Raw genomic sequence first — 20,594 nt, 5'->3', positions numbered from 1 at the left:
GCCCGACAACGTTAATCACATTGCCGGGCGGCCTCATTGAGGATCAATTGGTCTTCGGATTATTCAGCGCGTTAAGCGTCGTCATCACGCTGGAACGTTGACTGGTGAGCTGGGCGACCAGGTTGTTCATCGTGGTGTATTTGGCAGTCAGGCTCGTCTTCAAGGCCGCCATGCGCGCGGTCAGGGTGTCCTGCTGGTTTTGCAGGTCTTTGATGTTTGCCGACAGCGTCGAGGTACGCGTGGCGAGAACCCCGGTACCACTGAGCGCATAGCTGTCGGTCGCGGTCTTCATCCGAGCCAGCAGCCCCTTGTCGCCGTTGAAAATGCCGCCAATGTCAGTGGGGTTGGTCGCGATCGCCGCACTGAACAACTTATCGTCAATGCTGAGCTTGCCGGTCTTCTGGTCAGTGTTCACACCAAACTGGGCCAGGGATTTCAACGAGCCGGTGCCACCCAATGCGTTCAGTTCGCTACGAACGGCCGAGGTCAGGGTACGCAGAGTGGCGTCGCCCGTCAGCGCAGCCGACGTGATGGAACCGTCGGCATTGGTGGTCACCGCGGTCTCAGTGTTGATCGCAGTCATCAGGGCGTTATAGGTGTCGACAAAGCCCTTGACCGAACTCTTGAGGGTGTCGGTGCTTCGCGCGATGGTGATGGTCGAACTCAGGCGCGTAACGGTTGAGCCAGGGGGTAGCGGATCTGTAGAGCCGGCAGGCAGAGGCGACACTGCCGTCAACTTGATGCTCACACCACTGATCGCGTCACCCAGGGTATTGCTCTTGGATTCCTGAGCGGTACCGTCAATGGTGTACTTCGCGTTCTGCGGCACGGTCACGACTGACGCTCCGGCTTCCAGGCCGGAGTTACCGCCGAGGGTAATGTCGGTGCCGACGCCGGTATTGGTCGACGTCATGACCAAACGGGAACCGGTGGCGTCAGTCACGATGTTGGCACTCAAACCAGCACTGCTGTATTGCGCGTTGATCGAGTCACGCACCTGCTGCAACGTCGCACCTGGCGGAACGCTCACACCATAGCTCTTGCCCGACTGGGAGATCTCCAGGGTGGTCGACGTAGTGCCGCTATTGACGACAGCCTTCGTCCCGGCTGCAAAGGTCTGGGTAGCGACCTTCGAGGCCGTCGCCAACTGATTGACCACCAACTGGTAGCTGCCCGCGGAAGCGCCGGCCCCCAGCGTGATGGCCGATACGTTGTTATCCGAGGTCGTTGCCGACAAACCGCCGATACTGGCGTCTTTGGCCATGTTGTCCATAGCGCCGCGGAACGCATCCAGTGCCGCTTGAATCTTGCCGATCGAGGACAGCTGGGCGGTCGACGTTTGCGTCTGCTTGTTGATCTGCGACTGCTTGGGTGCCTGTTCCGCGTTCACCAATGCCGTCACGATCGACTGGGTATCGATGTTCGTAACTGGGCCGCTAACCGTAATATCACCCATGACTGTTCTCCTGATCCGGGGCTGGCGCTTTCTTGACGTACGACGCCTCAAGCAGCTTCAGCAACAAAATTCATGCCAGCTCAGACTTTGGCGTCAAACAACACGCTGCTGGCGTCGTGAAGGCTTTGTGCGAGTTTCAACGCAGTTTCCGAAGGGATCTGACGAATCACCTCGCCGCTGTCGGTCGCAATGACCTTGACTACCACCTGATGGGTGGTGTCATCAATGGAAAAATCCAGGTTGCGCTGGGCAGCCTGGACGAATTTGCGAATATCCGTGACCGCCTGTTCAAGGTCGGACGGCTTCGAGTCCTGCTTGGGCTGGACCGTGGCGACCGTAGGGTCCACCTTGGTTTTCTGCGGGTCGGTACTTACAGGAGCAGGAGCACTTTGCGGCGCCGCTGCCGGATAAGACAGGTTCAACTTGACGCTCATGTCCATGTCCAGTCTCCTCATCACGCAAAAGACAAAAGGGCACGTAAACGCGCCCTTCCGTCAGTCATCTACCGATGGCTATTACTGAAGCAGCTTCAGTACAGCGGAAGGCAGCTGGTTGGCCTGGGACAGGATCGCAGTGGAAGCCTGTTGCAGGGTTTGTTGCTTGGTCAGCTGAGCAGTTTCTGCAGCGTAGTCAACGTCCTGGATCTGACCGCGAGCGGCGCTGGAGTTGTCTGCAATGCTCTGCAGGTTGGCAACGGTGTTGTCGAAACGGTTTTGTACAGCACCGAGGCCGGCACGCTGGGAGTCGATGTCCGAGATCGCCTGGGTGATCACGTCGATCGCGTTTTGCGCGTTGGCAGCGGTAGTAACGTCGGTGTTGTTGACGGTGGTTTTGGTGGAGTTGGCAGCGGTAGCAGCACCGGCAGCGAACACACCAGCTACACCCGCGCCGTTCAGCGCGTAGCTGCTGGAGGAGTTCAGCGAAACAGCACCGGTAGCAATGATAGCGGTGGCGGCGAGTGCAGTAGCAGTACCGAAGGTACCGCTGCCGTCTTTTGTTGCAACCGAGATACCAGCAGCACCGCCGTCACCAGCGTTGAAGGTCAGGTTCTCACCGGTGTCGGACTTGACCGACAGAGCGTCGGTCGACGAATCGTAGTTAACGCTGATGCCCAGCTTGGCAGCGTTGGACGACAGTTGGCTAGCCAGGTCGGCAGTGCTGGTCACGCCAGTGAACTGAACGGCTGCACCGCTGCCCACTTGCAGGGTGAAGTTAGCGTTCGGAGGGGTAGCAGCACCGATGGTAGCGGTGTTTACGGTGAACTTAGCTTCAGTGCTGGCAGTCGCAGCCAGGCCGCCGACAGCGCCGTTCATTTGAGCAGCGATCTGCTTGGCGGAAGCGCCAGCTGCCAGGGTCACGGTTGCAGACTGGCCACCACCGGTAACGGTGATCGCGCCGCCGGCAATACCTGTTGCCGAAGGCGTCAGGGATTGAGTTTTCAGCTGCTGCGAACCAATGTTGTTGGCGGCAACGTTACCGATGCTCATGTCGATGGTCTGGTTGGCGTTGGCGCCGACCTGGAACGACGTAGTACCGAAAGAACCGTCCAGCAGGTTCTTGCCACCGAAGGTGGTGGTGGTAGCGATACGGGTCAATTCAGCAGTCAGAGCAGCGTATTGAGCCTGGTTCGACTTACGGTCTTCAGCGCTTGGCGAGCCGTTGGCGGATTGCAGAGCCAGGGTACGCATGCTTTGCAGGATGTTGGTGGACTGCTGCATGGCGCCTTCAGCGGTCTGAGCAATGGAGCTACCGTCGTTGGCGTTTTTGATCGCAACGCCCAGGCCGTTGATTTGGCTGGTCAGACGGTTGGAGATTTGCAGGCCGGCCGCATCGTCTTTGGCGCTGTTGATACGCAGGCCGGAGGACAGACGCTGCATGGAGGTTTGCAGGGCGCCGGAAGCCTTGTTCAGGTTGTTCTGAACGGTCAACGAAGCAAGGTTGGTGTTTACTGTTAAAGCCATGACGAAATCCTCGTGGGTGGTGTACTGCGGCTTCCGGCCCTGGCAACCGCCGGGTGTGGCCTAGAGAACCTTCGTAATAGTTATCGTCGTGAAAGCAGGTTGCTTGAGGACTTTTTTGATTTTTTTTACTAGCACGGGGCCACCCTTTGTAATTCAAGCATTTACGATAGCCCAATCACTCGCAATTGCTGGGTTTTCTGGCGCCAAATAAAAAACGCCCAGGCTTTTTGAGCCTGGGCGTTTTTGTGTGCAGCCTGTTAGAGCGTTACGGGCGATAGAGAATCGCCGAGCCCCACGACAGGCCAACGCCGAAACCGCTGATGGCAACCCGCTTCCAATCGCCGTCGATCATGTGCTTTTCCAGCAGCAGCGGAATACTCGAGGACACGGTGTTGCCGGTCTCGACCATGTCCTTGATGAACTTCTCCACGGGCGCATCTTCGAAACGCCGCGCGACCGCGTCAACAATCGCCGCACTGCCCTGGTGAATACAGAATGCGTCGATTTCGTCGGCTTTGAGGTCCGACTCATTGAGCAGCTCGTGCAAATGTGCCGGCACCTTGAGCAACGCGAAGTTGAACACCTGGCGGCCGTTCATGAAAAACACGCCGTCGCTGACCTTAAGGTGCGGTGCGCCGGAACCGTCGGTGCCGAATTTGGACTTGCCCAGCAACCACGGCGCGTCTTCACCCATCCAGGTGGCGGTGGCGGCATCGCCGAACAGCATGGTGGTGTTGCGATCTTCCGGGTCGACGATCTTCGAATACGGGTCGGCGGTGATCAGCAGGCCGTTTTTCAGGCCGGTGGCTTCCATGAAGCCCTTCATCGCATAGATGCCGTAGACGTAACCCGAGCAGCCCAGGGAAATATCAAACGCAGCCACGTGGGTGGGCAGGCCCAGCTTGTCCTGGACGATGGCGGCGGTGTGGGGCAACCCCTCTTCGTCGCCGTTTTGCGTCACAACGATCAGCGCGTCAATGGATTCGCGCTTCAAATCCGGGTTGGCCGCAAACAAGGCGTTGACTGCCTCGACGCACAGATCAGAGGTTTCCTGCGCAGCATCCTTGCGCGGCAGGAACGCCGAACCGATCTTGCCGATGATGAAATCTTCATCCTTGGCGAATTTGGCGCCCTGGGCGTAGTTATCAACCCCGTCTGCCGGCACGTAACTGGCGATGCTTTTTATGCCAATCATTGTGGCTTCCCAATACTAAATAGCTGGATAACACCCCTCGGGCTTGGCCGGGAGCGCTGACAATAAAGGGGATAACCCCATGAAAATATCGCTGAAAGCCGCCGTGTGAAGACTCGCAAGCGACTTATCCTTTTCACACGATACAGTGAAGATGCGCTTTATGACTCACAGGTCACTCAATTTTGTGCGCTTTATGCAAAACCCGGCAACATTCCCGGCACCAGAAACGACAACGGCCCACCCTGTTTCCAGGCTGGGCCGTTTGTATCACCGCCGATTACATGCGGCTGAACAGGCTCAACTGCGAGATTTTCACGAAAGCCAATTGCGAGGCTTGCAGCATGGTCTGTTGCAAGGTCAGGTCAATGGCAGCCTGGCCCATATCGACGTTGGCCAGTGACGACATGGTCGAGGTGTTGGCCAGGCCCAGACTGGTGTTTTCCTGGCCCTGAATATCCAGCGCATTCTGGCGCGCACCAATCGAACCGCGCACCTGGTCAATCTGCGCCGACGCGTTGGTCAGGTTGCCGATGGTGGTGTTCAACACGTCTTTGAGGTTGTTCTTGGCGACCTGGTTGCCATCCGCCGGGACCAGCAGGGCCTTGCGCAGCTGGCCCAAGGTATCCAGGGCATTCATATTTTTGTTGCTGGTGGCACCAACAGAAAACTGGTCACCAGCCCCTGGCGTACCGCTCACATCGAACGTCACTCCGGCAGCGGTAATCGACGTCGCGCCGGTGGCCATGGTGCCCGAGGCAATCGACTTGCTGTTCGGCGTGTACGGCTGAGCATACACGTCGTAGGCATTGCCGCTGGTGAACTTGATCACCGCACCCGAGTTGGGAAAGGTACTGGCGTAGGTCGGCTGATCCGTGACCCGGCCGCCGGTCAGTTGCGCCGTGGACGGATTACTGGCGGTACGCGAGCTGCTGAACGTGTCCGGCTTGCTTTCGAGGGTGAACGCCTTGCCCGCCACCAATGCATCCGCAGGCGCACCCGAGGCGACATCCGGCCCCAGGTTCAAGCTGATATCGAATTTGACGCCGCGCAAGTTGACACTCGAAGCGCCTTCCTTGGTGGAGTCAAACGTGCCGTTACCGGTGATCTCGGCGGTAACGTCATTGCCGTCCTTGTCGCTCACGCTGTATTGGGTGCTGCTGGAGAAGGTCAATGTATAGGGCTGACCATCGGAAAAACTCTTGGTGTAAGTGGTGCCGGAGGTGATCAGGCCCGCCGAGATCGCGACCTTGCCGTCATTCACCGCAGGCGGCAACAGCGTGGCCTGGGTGCGACCGGTATTGGAAGAACTCTCAAGCAACGTCTTGCCCGTATCCCCCGCAGAGACCGTCAGGTTGCTCGACACCTGCAGGCTCAGCGGCGTCTCATCGCCCTGATAGGTGTAGGTGCCATCGTTGTTACGGGTGTAAGGCGGCGTGTCGGTCTTGGTCCCGGAGAACATATAGTTGCCGCTGGAGTCCTTGGTATTGAGCAGGCCCAACACCTGGTCTTCAAGGGCACCTATCTGGCTGGCGATCGCCTTGCGGTCATCATCGCTGAGCTTGAGATTACCGGCCTGCAGTGCCAGGCCCTGGGCGGCTTGCATGGAGGTATTGATGCTCGCCAGCACACTTTCTTCGTTGGTCAGCGAGTTTTGCAAGCTCGTGATATTGCCGTTGTACTGCCCCAGCATGTCTTTCTGCTGCTGCAACATCAGCAATTGGGCGGCGGCCACCGGGTCATCGGACGCGGTTTGCACACGCACACCGGAACTCGCCTGGTCCTGGGCCTTCACCACACCCGAATAGTTGTCCTGATACTTGCTGGAGCTGGTGTCGAAATACTGCTGTGTAGAGATACGCATCGTTCCAGACTCCTTTAAAGGGCGTTGATCAGTGTGCTGAAGGTTTCCTGCGCGGCCTTGATGATCTGCGACGACGCGGTGTAGTACTGCTGGAACTTGATCATGTCGCCCGCTTCCTCATCCAGGTTGACCTGGGACACCGAGTTGCTGGCCGCCTTGTTCGCCGCCAGCAAGGCGCCGGTGGCGGTGCTGTCGGTGTTGGCCTGGGCGGCCTTGGAGCCGACTTGGGACACCAGCCGGCTGTTGGCGCTGACCAGGCTGACGCCCGCATTGCCGTCCACCGCACCCACCGTGGCCTTGGTCTGCAACCCCAGCAGTTCCTGGGCATTACGGCCATCGGAGCTGGCGCCGCTGTTGAATGAAAAGGTAGTGCTGTCGCCATTGGCCGGCGAACCGGACACGGAGGTGTCAAAGCTGAAGCTTTTGCCGGGGATCAACGCACCGCTGGCATCACGCATCGGCACATTGATGCTGACCTTGTTGCCTTGGCCCGGAATGATGGTGCCGGTGCCGATCGGGTTGCCCTGGGCATCACTGATTGCATAGGACTGGGTGCCGTCCGCCGCCGGCTTGCCGAACACCATTTTCACCGGCATCGAGTTTTCGATCCCGGTGCGCAATTGCGCAGTCGCGACGCCGCCGTCGATATCGATCGGCACGGTCAGGGTCGGCTGGGTGAACGCGCCGGTGCCGGTATTGGTCTTGCTGGCATTGCCGGCCAAGGGCGCGGCGAAGGCGAGTTTGTTCGGGTCTTTGAGGTCGACACTGATGCCGCTGGCGCCATTGGCCGTCGGGCTGACCTTGAAGCTGTCGCCGGCCGCCACCGGTCCCTTGCCGTTCAAGGCCAGGGTGAAGCCGTCAATCACCGGCGGTGGCGTGGTGGTGGTGTCGAACGAGCCCATGGCTTTGCCGTCGGAGCGCACCACGTTGTATTGATTGCCGCTGGTGAAGGTCACCTTGTAGTCGAAGGTCGACAGCTTGCTGCTGTCGGCAATCGTCACGTTCAGGTTGCCCGAGCCTGCACTGTTACCGGCGGCCGCCTGGCTGCGCTGGGAAATCGCCGCAGCGCTGTTGATGTCGCCAAACAGCGAGGAGCCGAAATCGCTGTTCAGGTCCAGGCCCTGGCCCAACTGGCTGTTAACACTGTCGGCGGTGGCAATGGCGATGCGTCCCAGGTCGTTGATGGCCGGCATCAGCGCATCACTGCGATAACGCAACAGGCCGCCAATGCTGCCGCCACTGACCACATTGCCGATGTCCATCGGCGTGTCGCCCATGTTCAGCTGAATGGTGTACTGGCTGTTGTCGTTCTTGCTCGGCACCGCCGAAATGGTATTGGCAACGCTGCCTTCTACCAGCGATTGGCCGGTGCCGGTGGTGATGCTGAACTGGCCGTTCTTTTCGGTGGCCGTCACGCCGATCAACTCATTGAGCGAACGCACCGCCTCATTGCGCGCATCCAGCAGGTTGGCCGGCGCACTGGTCGAAGAACCCTGGGCCGTGGCAATTTGGCTGTTGAGCGAGGCAATCGACGAAGTCAGTTTGTTGACCTGGTCACTCATGGTCTGCAACTGACCGTTGATGCTTTCTTTCTGCTGGGTCAACTGCGTGGAAATCGCGTTGAAGCGGTTGCTCAACGTTTGGGCGTTGGTGATCAGCAACTGCCGCGCGGACACGTCGCTGGGCGTGGCCGCGGCGTTCTGCAAAGAGGCAAAAAACGCGCTGAGCACGGCCGACATACCCGTGGACTTGTCCGACAGGGTCTTGTCGATGGCGGCGGCCTGACCCGCGTAGGCGTTGGCATCGCTGTTAAGGGCGGTGCTGCTCTGGTAGGCAGCGCCCAGGAAGTCGTTATAAATGCGGCGCACATCCGCAAGCGTTGTGCCACTGCCGATAAACACGCCGCCATACTGGTTGCTGGCGCTGGCGTTCTGGGTGGTCTGCTGACGCGAGTATCCCGGGGTATTGACGTTGGCAATGTTGTTACTCAAGACCGACAACGAGCCTTGAGAGGCATTGAGTCCTGACATCCCGATACTGAGCAAACTCATGGTTCAGACCTTATAAATGTGTGGTTGCGCCAGCGGCAGCGAAGTTCTGGTAACTGTTCATCGTTTTGGCGATCTGCGAAATCTTGCTGGCGTAGTCCGGGTCGGTTGCATATCCGGCTTTTTGCAACTCGCGTACAAACTGTTCCGGGTTGTCGGCTGATTTCACAACTTCTTTATAGCGATCATTGCTTTGCAGCAATGTTACGAGGTCGTGGAAGCTGTCCTGGTAGGAGTTATAGGAACGAAATTGCGCCGTTTCCTTGACCATCGCCCCTGCACGAAACTCGCTGGTGATTGCACGCGCCTGGCCGCCCTGCCAACTCTGCCCGGCCTTGATGCCGAACAGGTTGTGGCTGCTGCTGCCGTCCTCGGCGCGCATCACCGATTTACCCCAACCGGTTTCCAACGCGGCCTGGGCCACCAGATACTTGGGATCGACCCCGATGCGCGCTGCGGCCGCCTTGGCCATCGGCAGCATGGTGGCGACAAATTCGTCCTGCGAGCTGAAGGCTTTTTTCGCCGGTGCCAGCGGTGGCTGGGCAATTGCGCGGCCATAAACCTGCATGCGTCCGCTCGGCACGGCAAAGTTGCGCGCGGCGCTGTTAACCACGTTATCGGTGGCGGCGCTGTTACGCAGTGGCGCACTCGCGCCCTGCGTAGCGGGCTGGGTACTCGGCACGATGCCGGCCAGCAGGCGATCGGTCAGTTTGCTCGGCAACGCCATGCGACGCTGGTTCATCAGCTCCATGTCGTTGGTGTGTGCGCTGGTACCTTGCGGCTCCGCAACGCGGTAAGCCCACAACGGCCGCTGGCCATTGGAGCGCCCCAACGGGCCATTCGCCTGGGTACCGGCGGCAATTTCGGTCGGCACATCAACCTTCCTGGCCTTGACCGGCTCGGCCGCCGCCGGGCCTTGCAAGGTGGAGGACTGCGCCTCAACCGGCTTGTTCTTCTGCATCTGGCGCATCAGCACGTCAGCCAAACCGATACCACCGCCTTCACGGGACATCGAGACCGCCAACTGCTGGTCATACATTTCCTGGTACTGCTTGGCAGCCGGGGTGTTCAGCGGGTTGTCCTTGCCCAGGGCCTCAGTGGCCGAACGCATGGACTTGAGCATCTCGCTCAGGAACAGCGACTCGAACTCCTGCGCCACTTTGCGCATGTTGCCTTCGCTGTTCTTGTCGGCGCCGACCTTGAGCTGGTTCAGCCGGTTGAGGTCGGAATAAGACCCCGAATCCGCCGTGCTGGTGAACCCGCTTTTGTGCATATCCATGGCCATGGCCTTAGATCACGATCAGGTCGGCTTGCAAGGCGCCGGCCTGTTTCAAAGCTTCGAGAATCGCCATCAAGTCGCCGGGCGCTGCGCCCACCTGGTTCACCGCACGGACAATCTCGTCCAGGGTGGTGCCGGGGCCGAATTTGAACATCGGCTTGGCTTCTTGCTGGGCATTGACCCGCGAGCGCGGTACCACTGCCGTCTGACCATTGGACAGCGGCCCGGGCTGGCTGACGATCGGGTCTTCGGTGATGGTCACGGTCAGGCTGCCGTGGGTCACTGCCGCCGGCGAGACCTTGACGTTCTGACCGATCACGATGGTGCCGGTGCGCGAGTTAATGATGACTTTGGCCACCGCCTGGCCCGGGTCGACCTCAAGGTTTTCCAGGATCGACAGGTAGTCGACACGCTGGCTTGGGTCGAGCGGCGCCGTCACACGGATCGAGCCGCCGTCGATGGCTTGTGCCACGCCAGGGCCGAGCATGTCGTTGATCTTGTCGACCACGCGCTTGGCGGTGGTGAAGTCCGAACGGTTGAGGTTCAGGGTCAGGCTGTTGCCCTGGTTGAAACCGCTGGGCACGGTGCGTTCAACCGTGGCGCCACCGGGAATGCGACCGGCCGATGGCACGTTAACAGTGATCTTCGAGCCGTCACGGCCCTCGGCGTCAAAACCGCCGACCACCAGGTTGCCCTGGGCGATGGCGTAGACGTTGCCGTCGATACCTTTGAGCGGCGTCATCAGCAAGGTGCCGCCACGCAGGCTTTTCGAGTTACCGATGGACGACACGGTGATGTCCACCACCTGGCCCGGCTTGGAGAACGCCGGCAAATCGGCACTGATCGACACGGCCGCGACGTTCTTGAGCTGCACGTTGCCCGACCCAGGCGGCACCTTGATGCCGAACTGCGAGAGCATGTTGTTGAAGGTTTGCAGGGTGAACGGGGTCTGGGTGGTCTGGTCACCCGTACCATTGAGCCCCACCACCAGGCCGTAGCCGATCAATTGGTTGGAGCGCACGCCGGAAATGCTGGCGATGTCTTTCAACCGCTCAGCGTGTGCCCCTGCGCTCAAGGCCAGCAATAACGCGGCAGCCATCAGCTGTTTGAGGTTCAAAGTGGCCACCTAGAAAGGGAACAGCGGGCTAAGGAAGAAACGGTCGAACCAGCCCGGCTGACTCGCATCAGCAAACGAACCCGTACCCGAGTAGGTAATGCGTGCATCGGCAATGCGCGTCGACGGCACGGTGTTGTCGGTGGAGATATCATCGGCACGCACCATGCCCGCGATACGCACCAGCTCGTCGCCGGTGTTGAGGGTCATCCACTTTTCACCGCGCACGGCGATAATGCCGTTGGGCAATACATCCGCCACCGTCACGGTGATCGAACCGGTCAGGCTGTTGCCCTGCCCTGCCGCGCTCTTGCCGTTGGTAGCACGGTCACCGCTGTAACCGGCATTGAGGCTCAGGTCGCCATCGCCCAAAGGGTTATTGGTGGTCAGGCCGCCACCAAACAGCGAAGTCAGGCCGATGCCGGTCTTGCTGGTCTTGCCGATCTGCGAGTTGGCGTTTTTGCTGGCCTGGGTCTTCTCGTTCAGGGTGATGGTGATGATGTCACCCACCCGGAAGGCCTTGCGGTCGCTGTACAGGTTCTGTTCGAAACCGGCCTGGTAGATCGAGCCATTGTTGGCCGCCGCCGGCAACGGCGTGCGCGGCAGCACCGGCGCGTAGTACGGGTCATTGGGCTTTGGCGACGGGGCGACACAGCCCGCGAGCACGGCGATCCCACTCAATGCCAGAACAGAAACATAGCGATTCATGACCCTTACCTCACGGTGTTGCAGGCGCCGCAGAAGGCGCCCCATAGACTTGATTACAGATTCTGCGTTACGAACGAAAGCATCTGGTCGGCGGTGGAAATCACCTTGGAGTTCATCTCGTAGGCGCGCTGGGTGGTGATCATGTTGACCATCTCCTCAACCGTGCTGACGTTGGAGGTTTCCAGGGTTTGTTGCAGGGTGGTACCGAAGCCGTTGAGACCTGGGGTGCCGATTTGCGGCGCGCCGCTGGAGGCGGTTTCCAGGAACAGGTTGTTACCCATGGCCTGCAAGCCGGCCGGGTTGATAAAGTCGGCGGTTTGCAGGTTGCCGATCACTTGCGACGCCGGGTTGCCGGCAACAGTGATGGACACGGTGCCGTCGGTGCCGACGGTAAAGGTCTTGGCATCGGCCGGCACTACAACGGCCGGCTCCAGCGCGAAGCCGTTGGCGGTGACGATCTGGCCATTGGAGTCGAGGTGGAAAGTACCGTCACGGGTGTAGGACGTAGTGCCATCGGGCTGCAGGATCTGGAAGAAACCCCGGCCATTGATGGCCATGTCCAGCGGCTGGTTGGTTTGCTGCAGGTTACCGGCGCTGAAGTTCTTCTGGGTGCCGACGATCTGCACACCGGTACCCAGTTGCAGGCCCGACGGCAATTCGCTGTCCTGGGTCGACTGGGCGCCCGGCTGGCGCTTGATCTGATAGAGCAAGTCCTGAAACTCGGCGCGGTCACGTTTGAAACCCGTGGTCGACACGTTCGCCAAGTTGTTGGAGATGGTGGTCAGGTTGGTGTCCTGCGCGGCCAAACCTGTTTTGGCAACCCATAGAGCCGGAAGCATAGTGTTCTCCTTCGTGCGCCTGTTTGTTGGCGCTGTGCTGCAAAATTAGTCTTCAGTGAACCGGCGATCAGCTCATCGACAGAACGCGAGTCATGGCCTGGTCGTCTTCTTTGGCGCTGTTCATCATCTTGATGTGCAGCTCGAACTGCTTGGAGAGCGACAGCACGGCGGTCATTTCTTCCACCGCATTGACGTTGCTCGCCTGCAGGAAACCCGAGGTCAGCCGCACGTTCGCGTCAGCCTGGGCCGGTTTGCCATCCTTGGTATGGATGGCGCCATCCAGGCCCTTGGTCATGTTCTTGAGGTCCGGCTGAACCAGCTTGATGCGGTCCACTTCAGCCATCACGCGTGGGCCTTCGCCCATGGCGCGGATGCTGATGGTGCCGTCGGCGCCCACTTCGATTTTCTGCTCGGGCGGCACGGCAATCGGGCCACCGTTGCCCATCACCGGCATGCCGTTGCCGGCACGCAACACGCCCAGCGCATCCACATTCATGCTGGCGCTGCGCACGTAGGCTTCGCCGCCATCCGGGGTTTGCACGGCCATCCAACCGTCACCGCTGACCGCCACATCGAGGTCGCGACCGGTTTCAATCATGGCGCCCTGGGAGAAGTCGGTGCCCGGCCGTTCGGTCATGGCAAATGCCCGCGCCGGAAAGCTGTCACCGAACACCGGCATCGAACGCGCCTGCTCCAGGTCCCGTTGAAAACCGTTGGTGGAAATGTTCGCCAGATTGTTGGCATGGGCCTTTTGCGCCAGTGCATTCTGGCTGGCGCCGGTCATTGCCACATAAAGGTACTTGTCCACGCTCTATCCTCTTTCTGACGGACGCTTGCCGCCCACCGTTGCTCTGATGAGGCTTAAGCAATTTGCGAACCAACTTTTGAAAATAGATTGAAGTCCATATGCGGCGCGGGTTTGCGGGCAGGCTTAGAGATTAGGTGGCAGGGATAGAGTCGAAAAAACGGCGGACTACTGCCGCCTGCGGCAAGCACCGGCCTTGAAAATGACAAAGAACCAATGTGGGAGCTGGCTTGCCTGCGATAGCGGTGTATCAGTGACACATGAGCCAACTGACCCACCGTCATCGCAGGCAAGCCAGCTCCCACAGTTTTAACCTCAGTGTGTCAGCGGGTTATTTATCGGTCTTGAGGATTTCGTAATCGCGCAACTTATTGGCAATAGTCGTGTGCGACACGCCCAGGCGCTTACCCAGCTGCCGACTGCTCGGGTGCTCGGCGTACAAGGCCTCCAGCACCGCCTTTTCAAACCGTCCAACGATATTCTCCAACCCGCCTTCCAGGGAAAAATCCCCAAGCGGCTGGCGCACCCCATAATCCGGCAGGCGAATATGTTCAGCCTTGACCATGCCGCCGTCGCACAACGACACCGCCTGAAACAACACATTTTCCAACTGCCGCACATTGCCCGGCCAGTGGTAATGACTGAGCCGATCCATCGCCGCCGGTGCCAGCCTGGGCAGCGGGCAACCAATCTGTCGGCTGGCCTGGTCAAGAAAATGCTCAACCAGCGGCGCCAGGCCATCCAGGCATTCACGCAGCGGCGGGATATGCAGCGACAACACGTTGAGCCGGTGATACAGGTCCTGGCGGAATTCGCCACGGGCGCAGAGTTCCGACAGGTCCACTTGGGTGGCGCAGATCACCCGCACGTCGAGGTACACCTCTTCATCACTGCCCACCCGGCGAAAGCAGCCGTCCTGCAAAAAGCGCAGCAATTTCACCTGCAAGCGTGCGCTCATTTCTCCCACGCCATCGAGAAACAAGGTACCGCCCGCCGTCAGTTCCAGCAGGCCCAGCTTGCCCTCGGCCCGCGCCCCTTCAAATGCGCCGGGGCCATAGCCGAACAGCTCGGTCTCGGCCATCGACTCCGGCAGGCCCGCGCAATTGAGCGCCATCAAGGGTGATTGCCCGCGCGGGCTGGCCAAGTGGCAAGCGCGTGCCAGTAACTCTTTGCCGGTGCCGGTTTCACCTTCTATTAATAGCGGCGCATCCAGCGGTGCCATGCGCCGGGCTTCGCGCACCACCGCGGCCATGACCCTGGAGCTTTGGAAGATACTGTCGAAGCCGCGCAGCTCTTGCTTGCGCACATTGTAGATACGCTCGCCCACACGGTCGGCACGGTGCAGGGTCAGCACGGCGCCGGCCATGGCCTCGCTGTCATCGTGCTCGGAAGATTGCAGCGGCGCGATGTCCGCCAAAAACACGTCACCCTTGACCTTGACCCGCAAGCCATTGATGCGCGATTTGCTCGCACGCACCAGCTCCGGCAGGTCGAAATCCTCGGCATAACGCGACAGCGGAATGCCCGGCACCTCGTCCACGCGCACCCCGAGCAACTGCGCCGCCGCGCGGTTGGCGGCGACGATAGAGCCGCCCATATCAATCGACAACACCGGAAATTCCAGAGCGCCGAGCAGCGCATTGAGCTCCATATGCCGACGTTCGCTGGGCATCAGCCCTACCCTTTTAACCCCAAAAACGCCGGCAATTGCTTCGAATTGCGGGCGCAGCGCCTGGAACTGCATGTTCACAAGGTTGGGGCAAAACAGGTAAATGGCGTTGCCATGTTCACCGCCCACCTCGCCTTTGGCGACGTTGACGCCGTACTCCACCAGCAAGTTGAGAATGTCCCGCAGGATGCCGATACGGTTCTGGCAGTGCACTTTAATACGCATGAAAAAGCCCAAATGGTGGGAAAGCGCCGGGGCTTTTTGCCGCTGAGCGCAGATAGTCGTCAAGATTATGTGACAGCTTGTGACCTTTTCCCAGCCCAAGACACCGAGAGGTCGGCATAGCGTAACGAAAACTTTACGAATAACGGTAACTTTTCCTACGCGCAGGCGCCGGACCCCGATGGAATCCGGCACCTTCCGCGTTATCAATAGGCTCATCGCAGGACATAACAAGAACGAATGCCTAGCAGGAGAGCCGTATGAAGCAGACGCACTACGTGGCCCGCGAGCCCGATGCGCAAGGTTTTATCCACTACCCGCCGGAAGAACACGCGGTGTGGAACACCCTGATCACCCGCCAATTGAAAGTGATCGAGGGGCGCGCCTGCCAGGAATACCTGGACGGAATCGACAAGCTCGGCCTGCCCCTGGACCGCATCCCGCAACTGGGTGAGATCAACAAGGTGTTGGCCGAAACCACCGGCTGGCAAGTTGCCCGCGTCCCCGCACTGATCCCCTTCCAGACCTTCTTTGAATTGCTCGCCAGCAAGCAATTTCCGGTGGCGACCTTTATTCGCACCCGCGAAGAACTGGACTACCTGCAAGAGCCGGATATTTTCCACGAGATCTTTGGCCACTGCCCGCTGCTGACCAACCCATGGTTTGCCGAATTCACCCACACTTACGGCAAGCTCGGCCTCGCGGCCACCAAAGAGCAACGCGTGTACCTGGCGCGCCTGTACTGGATGACCATCGAATTCGGTTTGGTGGACACGCCGCAAGGTCGACGCATCTACGGTGGCGGCATCTTGTCGTCGCCTAAAGAAAGCGTGTATTGCCTGTCGGATGAACCCGAACACCAGGCCTTCGACCCGCTGGAAGCCATGCGTACGCCGTATCGCATCGACATTCTGCAACCGCTGTACTTCGTATTGCCTGAGCTTAAGCGCCTGTTTGAGGTGGCGCAGGAAGACATCATGGGCATGGTCGAGCGCGGTATGCAGCTGGGTCTGCATGCGCCGCTCTTCACCCCAAAGGCAGTCCCGCCCAAACCCGAAGCTGCTTGAACCTTACAATTTGAGGCCAGGTGAATCTGTTCCCTGGCCCCGCGTTGCTTTAGGGTAACGCTCACTGATCTCAATCATTCGAATTCAGGACACCTCCATGACCACCTTGAACCAAGCCCATTGCGAAGCCTGCCGCGCCGATGCCCCACAAGTCAGCGACGAAGAGCTGCCGGTACTGATCAAGCAGATCCCCGACTGGAACATCGAAGTGCGCGACGGCGTGATGCAGCTGGAAAAGGTTTTCCTGTTCAAGAACTTCAAATTCGCCCTGGCCTTTACCAACGCCATGGGTGAAATCTCCGAAGCCGAAGGCCATCACCCAGGCCTTTTGACCGAGTGGGGCAAAGTCACCGTGACCTGGTGGAGCCACTCGATCAAAGGCTTGCACCGCAACGACTTCATCATGGCTGCGCGCACTGACGAAGTGGCCAAAGACGCCGAGGGCCGCAAGTAATGCATTTTGATGCCATTGGCCGCGTGCCCGGCGACCCGATCCTCGGGCTGATGGACCTGTATGCCCAGGACGCCAACCCGAACAAGTTCGACCTGGGCGTGGGCGTCTACAAGGACGACCAGGGCCTGACGCCGATTCCGCACTCGGTAAAACTGGCCGAACAGCGTCTGGTGGACACACAAACCACCAAGACCTACATCGGCGGCCACGGCAATGCGGCCTTCGGTGCGCTGATCAGCCAACTGGTACTGGGTGCCGATTCAGCGCTGATTCGCGAGCGTCGCGCCGGTGCCACGCAAACCCCTGGCGGCACCGGCGCGCTACGCCTGAGTGCGGATTTTATCGCGCAAAACCTGCCCGGCCGTGGCGTTTGGCTGAGCGACCCGACCTGGCCGATCCACGAAACCATCTTCGCCAAGGCCGGGCTCAAGGTCAGCCATTACCCGTATGTGGGCGCGGATAACCGCCTAGACGTGGGCGCGATGCTCGCAACGCTTGCCACCGTGCCCAAGGGCGACGTGGTGTTGTTGCATGCCTGCTGCCATAACCCGACCGGTTTTGACTTGTCCCAGGACGACTGGCGCCAGGTGTTGCACATCGTGCGCGAACGGCAGTTACTGCCACTGATCGACTTCGCCTACCAGGGCTTTGGCGACGGACTGGAGCAGGATGCCTGGGCGGTGCGGTTATTTGCCGCCGAGCTGCCGGAGGTGCTGGTCACCAGTTCCTGCTCGAAGAACTTCGGCCTGTACAGCGACCGTGTCGGCGCGCTGATCGTGTGCGCGGCAAGCGCCGAGAAGCTCACGGACGTGCGCAGCCAGCTGGCGAATATCGCGCGCAACCTGTGGTCGACGCCGCCGGATCATGGCGCCGCAGTGGTAGCGACCATCCTGGGCGACGCCGAGCTGAAAAAGCGCTGGAGCGCTGAAGTCGAGGCCATGCGTTCGCGCATTGCACAACTGCGCTCCGGGCTGGTGGAGGCGCTGGCGCCCCACGGGCTGGCCGAGAAGTTTGCGCATATTGGTGCGCAGCGTGGGATGTTTTCCTATACCGGCTTGAGTGCCGAACAGGTCAAGCAACTGCGTGAGAAGCACAGCGTGTATATGGTCAGTTCAGGGCGGGCGAATGTCGCCGGCATTGATGCCACACGTCTGGCATTACTGGCCGAGGCTATCGCCGACGTCTCGAAATAACTGAAGAAATCCAATCAAATTGTGGGAGCTGGCTTGCCTGCGATTACGGAGTGTCAGTCACTGAATAAGCTGACTGAACAACCGCCATCGCAGGCAAGCCAGCTCCCACATTTTTGACCGTGCGAACCTTCTAGCCCGCAACCATCTCGGCCTTCAACTGCGCCTCTTTGGCCTGCGCATCCGCCAACCGATACAACTCGATACTGCCATCCCAGTGCTCGATCAACGCGGTGCACGACTCCACCCAATCCCCGCAATTAAGGTAGTCCACCTCGCCCACCTTGCGAATCTCGGCATGGTGAATATGCCCGCACACCACGCCATGCAACTCGCGCTTGGTCACTTCGTGGGCGATCGCTTCTTCAAAATCGCTGATAAAACTCACCGCCGTCTTGACCTTGTGCTTCAGGTACGCCGACAACGACCAGTAGCCATAGCCATACCGCGCACGCCAGTGATTGAGCCAACGGTTGAGCGTGAGGGTGAACTCGTAGGCCGAATCGCCCAGGAAGGCCAGCCAACGGTGGTATCGGGTGATCACATCAAATTGATCGCCGTGAATCACCAGCAGGTGGCGGCCATCGGCAGTGACGTGCACGGCCTCGTCCACCAGCTGGATATTGCCCAGGATCAGCTTGGAGTAGCGGCGCAGGAATTCGTCGTGGTTGCCGGTGACGTAGATCACCTCGGTGCCGCGCTTGGCCATGGTGAGCAAGCGGCGGATCACATTGGTATGAGCCTGGGGCCAATACATGCCGCCGCGCATTTTCCAGCCGTCGATGATATCGCCCACCAGGTAGACCTTGTCGGCGTGGTAGCCCTTGAGGAACTGCGACAGGTGCTCGGCCTGGCAATCCCGGGTGCCCAAGTGCACGTCGGAGATCCACAGGGTACGAACCCGTTGTTTGCGGCTGGGTTTAACGAACTCGGCACTGGTCATGGGCATCCCTCGACGGTGTTTTCGCGAGCTTGCGCCCAGGCGGTTAATAGCCCATGACAACTGTGCGTCAGTCTGATGACAGCGCTCGCAGCCCTCAGAAGCGTTGCAGACTGCAGGCCTGCTGCCCAGGAGACTGCGATGAGACCGACCCTCACGCTGCGCCACTACCTCGAAGAACCGCTCGCCCACAGCCATGATCACGCCCAGTTGGTGTTCGGGTTGTCGGGGCACCTGGACCTGGAAGTCGATGGCCAGGGCAGCCAGGTGCACGCCAGCAGCGTGATGGTGCTGCCCTTCTCGGCCCACCATGCCTGTGGCAGTCGCGACGGCAGCCGCTGCCTGGTGCTGGCCAGTCTCAATCATCCGCTGGCCCAACCGATACCGGGCAAGCGTTTGCCGTATTCGGCGTTCAATGCGCACATCGAACGCCATGCTCCGTGAGTTTGGCGCCTCACCGGGCACGTTGCGTCGCTCGGGCTGACAAGAGCCTGTCGCTAAGATTCGCGAGGTCTGCGACAGACACCGGCGCCCTCAAGCCTCTAGACTGCGATTCTGTCACCCCGTTGGTTCAAGGATCGCAATGACTCCCCGTTCAGCCCTTGGCGCCCTGCATATCGGCGCACTGATGTTTGGCCTCACCGGTGTTTTCGGCAAACTGGCGGCCGCCTCGCCGGCCATCATTGTGTTTGGCCGCGCCGCCTTTGCCGTAATCGCCCTGGCGATTTTTGCGCGATTCGCCAGCAACACCACCTGGAAAACCCTGGAGATGCGCGACTGGCGTCGACTCGTCGTCAGCGGCGTGCTGCTGGCGGCACATTGGGTGACCTTCTTCATTGCCGTCAAAGTCGCCGGGGTGGCCGTCGCCACCCTGGGCTTCACTGCGTTCCCGGCCTTTACCGTGATACTTGAAGGGCTGATCTTCCGCGAGCGCATCCGCGCCAACGAGGTGTTGCTGGTGGCGCTGGTCACGGTGGGCCTGGTGTTGGTGACGCCAGACTTCGACCTCGCCAGCCAAGCCACGGGGGGCCTGTTGTGGGGGATTCTTTCGGGCCTGTTGTTCTCGCTGCTGTCGCTGAACAACCGCGCCAGCTCCGGGCACATTCCGGCGGTGCAGGCCGCGCTGTGCCAGAACGTGGTGGTCGCAGCCTGCCTGCTGCCAGTAGCAGCGCCAGGCCTGGCGGATGTGCGTGGGATTGACTGGCTGTGGATCGGGCTGCTCGGCGTGTTCTGTACCGGCCTGGCCCATAGCTTGTTTGTCGCCAGCCTCGCGGTGATCAAGGCGCGCACCGCGTCCGTGGTGTTCGCCATGGAGCCGGTCTATGGCATCACCGCGGCCTGGCTGCTGTTCGCCGAAACCCCGACCTTGCGCATGCTGCTGGGCGGCGCGCTGATCATCGTCGCCATCGTGCTCTCAGGCTTAATGGGCAGCGCCAGCCAGGCCAAACAGCCGGCAGCCACCGCGTAGCCTTCAGGCCTTGCGGTCGTTGTGGCCCAGGTCGCGCTGCGGGTCGATCTGGTCGCGCACGCGCTGTTTGAGCACCTTGGCCTCCGGAAACCCGCCGTCGGCCTTGCGCTCCCAGATCTGCACGCCGTCGCAGGTGATGCGAAACGCCCCGCCGGTGGCCGGTTCCAGCGCCACGCGGGACAGGTCATCGGCAAATGTACTCAACAATTCCTGAGCCAGCCACGCGGCGCGCAACAGCCATTGGCATTGGGTGCAATAGGTAATGACGATCTCGGGTTTGCTGGCAGACATAAATTGAGAAGTTCCTGACATAACGGG

18 protein-coding genes and 1 pseudogene are annotated in these 20,594 nt (G+C 60.2%); 5 read left to right on the top strand and 14 right to left on the bottom strand.

Annotated features, from left to right (window positions below; all coding sequences use genetic code 11):
• Positions 1-43 precede the first annotated feature (43 nt).
• The 12 genes from fliD to BLV67_RS14090 form a co-directional block, all read right to left on the bottom strand.
• Positions 44-1,456: a flagellar filament capping protein FliD gene (gene fliD / locus BLV67_RS14145; protein WP_069788078.1), complete on the bottom strand. Its 1,413-nt coding sequence runs from the start codon at positions 1,454-1,456 to the stop codon at positions 44-46.
• An 80-nt stretch (positions 1,457-1,536) separates the two neighbouring features.
• Entirely contained in the window at positions 1,537-1,896 is a 360-nt protein-coding gene (locus tag BLV67_RS14140; protein WP_053257315.1) for a flagellar protein FlaG, read from the bottom strand.
• 75 nt (positions 1,897-1,971) lie between these two features.
• Positions 1,972-3,417: a flagellin N-terminal helical domain-containing protein gene (locus BLV67_RS14135; RefSeq protein WP_058422163.1), complete on the bottom strand. Its 1,446-nt coding sequence runs from the start codon at positions 3,415-3,417 to the stop codon at positions 1,972-1,974.
• 265 nt (positions 3,418-3,682) lie between these two features.
• Positions 3,683-4,612 carry a ketoacyl-ACP synthase III gene (locus BLV67_RS14130; protein WP_053257317.1) on the bottom strand — a complete coding sequence of 310 codons (930 nt, stop codon included), beginning with the start codon at positions 4,610-4,612 and terminating at the stop codon, positions 3,683-3,685.
• Positions 4,613-4,889: 277 nt separating this feature from the next.
• Positions 4,890-6,473: a flagellar hook-associated protein 3 gene (locus BLV67_RS14125; RefSeq protein ID WP_069788077.1), complete on the bottom strand. Its 1,584-nt coding sequence runs from the start codon at positions 6,471-6,473 to the stop codon at positions 4,890-4,892.
• 14 nt (positions 6,474-6,487) lie between these two features.
• Positions 6,488-8,524, bottom strand: coding sequence for a flagellar hook-associated protein FlgK (gene flgK / locus BLV67_RS14120; protein ID WP_069788076.1), 2,037 nt, complete (start codon positions 8,522-8,524; stop codon positions 6,488-6,490).
• Between the two features lie 10 nt (positions 8,525-8,534).
• Entirely contained in the window at positions 8,535-9,806 is a 1,272-nt protein-coding gene (gene flgJ / locus BLV67_RS14115) for a flagellar assembly peptidoglycan hydrolase FlgJ (protein ID WP_069788075.1), read from the bottom strand.
• Between the two features lie 4 nt (positions 9,807-9,810).
• Positions 9,811-10,899 carry a flagellar basal body P-ring protein FlgI gene (locus BLV67_RS14110; protein WP_225933067.1) on the bottom strand — a complete coding sequence of 363 codons (1,089 nt, stop codon included), beginning with the start codon at positions 10,897-10,899 and terminating at the stop codon, positions 9,811-9,813.
• A gap of 27 nt (positions 10,900-10,926) precedes the next feature.
• Positions 10,927-11,622, bottom strand: coding sequence for a flagellar basal body L-ring protein FlgH (gene flgH, locus BLV67_RS14105; protein WP_056859744.1), 696 nt, complete (start codon positions 11,620-11,622; stop codon positions 10,927-10,929).
• A 53-nt stretch (positions 11,623-11,675) separates the two neighbouring features.
• Positions 11,676-12,461: a flagellar basal-body rod protein FlgG gene (gene flgG / locus BLV67_RS14100; RefSeq protein ID WP_056859743.1), complete on the bottom strand. Its 786-nt coding sequence runs from the start codon at positions 12,459-12,461 to the stop codon at positions 11,676-11,678.
• Between the two features lie 67 nt (positions 12,462-12,528).
• Positions 12,529-13,269 carry a flagellar basal body rod protein FlgF gene (locus tag BLV67_RS14095; RefSeq protein WP_017134921.1) on the bottom strand — a complete coding sequence of 247 codons (741 nt, stop codon included), beginning with the start codon at positions 13,267-13,269 and terminating at the stop codon, positions 12,529-12,531.
• A 328-nt stretch (positions 13,270-13,597) separates the two neighbouring features.
• Positions 13,598-15,160, bottom strand: a complete 1,563-nt coding sequence (locus BLV67_RS14090) for a sigma-54-dependent transcriptional regulator (RefSeq protein ID WP_065929760.1) — start codon at positions 15,158-15,160, stop codon at positions 13,598-13,600.
• 257 nt (positions 15,161-15,417) lie between these two features.
• On the opposite strand from BLV67_RS14090, the gene phhA reads away from it, so the two are divergent.
• The 3 genes from phhA (at position 15,418) to BLV67_RS14075 (ending at position 17,871) form a co-directional block, all read left to right on the top strand.
• A complete protein-coding gene (gene phhA / locus BLV67_RS14085) occupies positions 15,418-16,224 on the top strand; it encodes a phenylalanine 4-monooxygenase (protein ID WP_017134919.1) in 807 nt (268 codons plus the stop codon).
• A 97-nt stretch (positions 16,225-16,321) separates the two neighbouring features.
• Positions 16,322-16,678 (top strand): 4a-hydroxytetrahydrobiopterin dehydratase, encoded by a 357-nt coding sequence (locus BLV67_RS14080; protein ID WP_017134918.1) that lies wholly within the window; start codon positions 16,322-16,324, stop codon positions 16,676-16,678.
• Positions 16,678-17,871, top strand: a complete 1,194-nt coding sequence (locus BLV67_RS14075; RefSeq protein ID WP_069788074.1) for an amino acid aminotransferase — start codon at positions 16,678-16,680, stop codon at positions 17,869-17,871. The genes BLV67_RS14080 and BLV67_RS14075 overlap by 1 nt, the downstream gene beginning before the upstream one ends.
• 130 nt (positions 17,872-18,001) lie before the next feature.
• On the opposite strand, the gene BLV67_RS14070 is transcribed toward BLV67_RS14075, so the two are convergent.
• The gene (locus tag BLV67_RS14070; protein WP_065929763.1) at positions 18,002-18,811 is read right to left on the bottom strand and encodes a UDP-2,3-diacylglucosamine diphosphatase; all 810 of its coding nucleotides are present in this window, start codon (positions 18,809-18,811) and stop codon (positions 18,002-18,004) included.
• Positions 18,812-18,949: 138 nt separating this feature from the next.
• Here BLV67_RS14070 and BLV67_RS14065 point away from each other — a divergent pair.
• Positions 18,950-19,246: pseudogene (locus tag BLV67_RS14065) on the top strand (cupin domain-containing protein); the annotation flags it as partial.
• A gap of 145 nt (positions 19,247-19,391) precedes the next feature.
• Positions 19,392-20,276 (top strand): DMT family transporter, encoded by an 885-nt coding sequence (locus tag BLV67_RS14060; RefSeq protein WP_069788072.1) that lies wholly within the window; start codon positions 19,392-19,394, stop codon positions 20,274-20,276.
• A gap of 3 nt (positions 20,277-20,279) precedes the next feature.
• Here the strand turns inward: BLV67_RS14060 and BLV67_RS14055 are convergent, their stop codons facing one another.
• Positions 20,280-20,567 carry an Rdx family protein gene (locus BLV67_RS14055; protein ID WP_065929766.1) on the bottom strand — a complete coding sequence of 96 codons (288 nt, stop codon included), beginning with the start codon at positions 20,565-20,567 and terminating at the stop codon, positions 20,280-20,282.
• Between the last annotated feature and the right edge of the window lie 27 nt (positions 20,568-20,594).

It is taken from the genome of Pseudomonas salomonii, from assembly GCF_900107155.1.
Classification (GTDB): Bacteria; Pseudomonadota; Gammaproteobacteria; order Pseudomonadales; family Pseudomonadaceae; genus Aquipseudomonas; species Aquipseudomonas salomonii.
Note: the sequence above shows the minus strand (reverse complement) of the source record. Positions and strands in the feature narration are given on the sequence as shown.